The sequence below is a fragment of the Bacteroides muris (ex Fokt et al. 2023) genome (genome assembly GCF_024704895.1).
Lineage (GTDB): Bacteria > Bacteroidota > Bacteroidia > Bacteroidales > Bacteroidaceae > Bacteroides > Bacteroides muris.
Genome location: NZ_JAMZEE010000089.1, coordinates 1 through 2,043 on the forward strand (window position 1 = coordinate 1; position 2,043 = coordinate 2,043).

Annotated in this window: 3 protein-coding genes; all 3 read left to right on the forward strand. The window is 36.0% G+C overall.

Annotation, left to right across the window (positions count from 1 at the left end; all coding sequences use genetic code 11):
• Positions 1–285 (forward strand): hypothetical protein (locus tag M1B78_RS18280; RefSeq protein WP_257941474.1); only part of this gene is annotated, 285 nt, incomplete at its 5' end.
• A gap of 134 nt (positions 286–419) precedes the next feature.
• Positions 420–1,004 carry a zeta toxin family protein gene (locus tag M1B78_RS18285; RefSeq protein ID WP_136009510.1) on the forward strand — a complete coding sequence of 195 codons (585 nt, stop codon included), beginning with the start codon at positions 420–422 and terminating at the stop codon, positions 1,002–1,004.
• A complete protein-coding gene (locus tag M1B78_RS18290) occupies positions 991–1,182 on the forward strand; it encodes a hypothetical protein (RefSeq protein WP_136009511.1) in 192 nt (63 codons plus the stop codon). The genes M1B78_RS18285 and M1B78_RS18290 overlap by 14 nt, the downstream gene beginning before the upstream one ends.
• The last annotated feature ends 861 nt before the right edge of the window (positions 1,183–2,043 follow it).

The following is a 2,043-nucleotide window of genomic DNA, read 5'->3' on the forward strand; positions in this document are numbered from 1 at the left end:
AATAACAAAGCCTGGGCTTGGGAAAGTCCGGGCTTTGCGCATAAAAAGAGGTTGTGCCAGCATTTTGACACAACCTCCTTATTAGAGGAGAACAATAAAAGCGTTTCCACACTATTCTCAGGATATTTGCCTGCCATTTGGTATTCATCAATGATCACTAGAGGGGAGGGCTATCTATATAGCGCAAGTGGGAAAGGCAAGTACTTTGCTCCACCTCAATTCGTAAAACGTACTTTGGTAAACAGATATTTCATCAAGAAGAAAATAAGGATAGATGATATGTGAGAAATGTGGAGTTCTCAAAAGAGTCCTGTACTTCTCATACCTGCGGAACAATCAACTTTTAAAAAACAATAACTATCAATTATCCATAATCTTATAAAAATGTCGTATGTTTGCAATTAGATAAATGCATGAATATGGATTCTAAAAAACAACTCTACATCATTAGTGGTTGTAATGGTGCTGGTAAGACTACGGCATCTTACACTGTGCTACCGGATGTTCTGGAATGCAAGGAGTTTGTTAATGCAGATGAAATAGCTCGTGGATTATCTCCTTTTAATCCCGAAAGTATGGCTATTGAAGCCGGACGGTTGATGTTACAAAGGATTAATGAATTGCTGAGAAATCAACAAAACTTTTCTATAGAAACCACACTTGCCACAAGAACTTACACCCGCCTTGTCCATCGTGCGCAAGAGCAAGGATATAAAGTCAATTTAATATATTTCTGGTTGAGTTCGCCCGACTTGGCTATTCAGCGTGTAGCCCAACGTGTACGTAATGGTGGGCACGACATTCCCAAAGAGGTTGTGATTCGGCGTTATCAAGCAGGTATCAATAACTTTTTCAATATTTATATGCCCCGTGTGGACTATTGGCTATTGGCAGATAATAGCGAGACACCCCGTATTATTGTTGCTGAAGGCGGACGAGGAATGGAAATGCATATACATCATATTGAACGATTTAATAAAATACAAAGTTATGTCAGAGAATGAGAGAAAAGAACTGAGCGAAAAGTTACATTTCGGTTTGGCATTAGCCGAACGTCGTATGCTTGAGGAAAAAGCATTGCGCAATGAATGCATTATACAAGGCTTGCCCAATGGAGAGATTAAAAGTGTACCGGCACGTATCATGCTACATAGACTTTATGGAGAAGAACTGAAGCAATAGGAGTATTCTCTCTTCAATAAACACAAGCCTGAATTGTTTGCACGATACGAGAATCAGCGCGGATTACAAGAGTACATTCTTTATTACCCTGAATTATAATAAGAAATATATCCACTCAGTCTTCGTTATTCTATATAGACTATATTCCCTTACAAGAAGCCTTCCCCATTAGGAAAATGTAAGCCAAAACAAAAACATTGTTTACTACATAAATCTTTGGGGAATTAAAGAACTAAACCTTGACTGAACAATCGTTTTTCCATCCGAAAAGGGCAGGTTTACATTTTTGACATACTCCCAATGGTAGTTTTTCGCAGTTACAGAATTCTTTACTTCAATTACTTTTGTATTTGGAATAAACAAACGGATATCTCCATTTAAAATGAGGACAATTGCATAGTGTTCTAAGCATAAAATGGATAAATGGGTAAGATGGTATCTATGTAACCTTTATAATTTCAATAATATTTTATATAATGCTTTACATTTTCATGGATGTAACAAACAATACAAGTAAATAATTGACAAAAAACAACTAAATGATAGATATTGACAAAGCCCTTCTAGTTTTTGAGAAAAAAGATCCTAACGTTATGATTATAGCACATCAGTACAGAATTAAACACCTTCAAATCAGGATATTACCATTACAAATAGTATCATATAAGTAGATTGTCATTTACAGTGGATATGTATAGAGTATCTTCTCTAGAGGAATACTTTATTTCAGGAGCTCTTTTTGTTTATTTTATATTGCTTATTATCAACAATATAGACATATTCTAGTTCCGCGAAAACTCTGGTAATTTCGTATATTGGTATGCAGACGCAGGAGGTGGCGATAAAATCTCACGTAAGAGT

What these genes read in the sequence shown, in the direction of transcription:
- M1B78_RS18285 (WP_136009510.1), top strand. Translation starts at nt 420, where the DNA reads ATGGATTCTAAAAAACAACTCTACATCATTAGTGGTTGTAATGGTGCT.
- M1B78_RS18290 (WP_136009511.1), top strand. Translation starts at nt 991, where the DNA reads ATGTCAGAGAATGAGAGAAAAGAACTGAGCGAAAAGTTACATTTCGGT.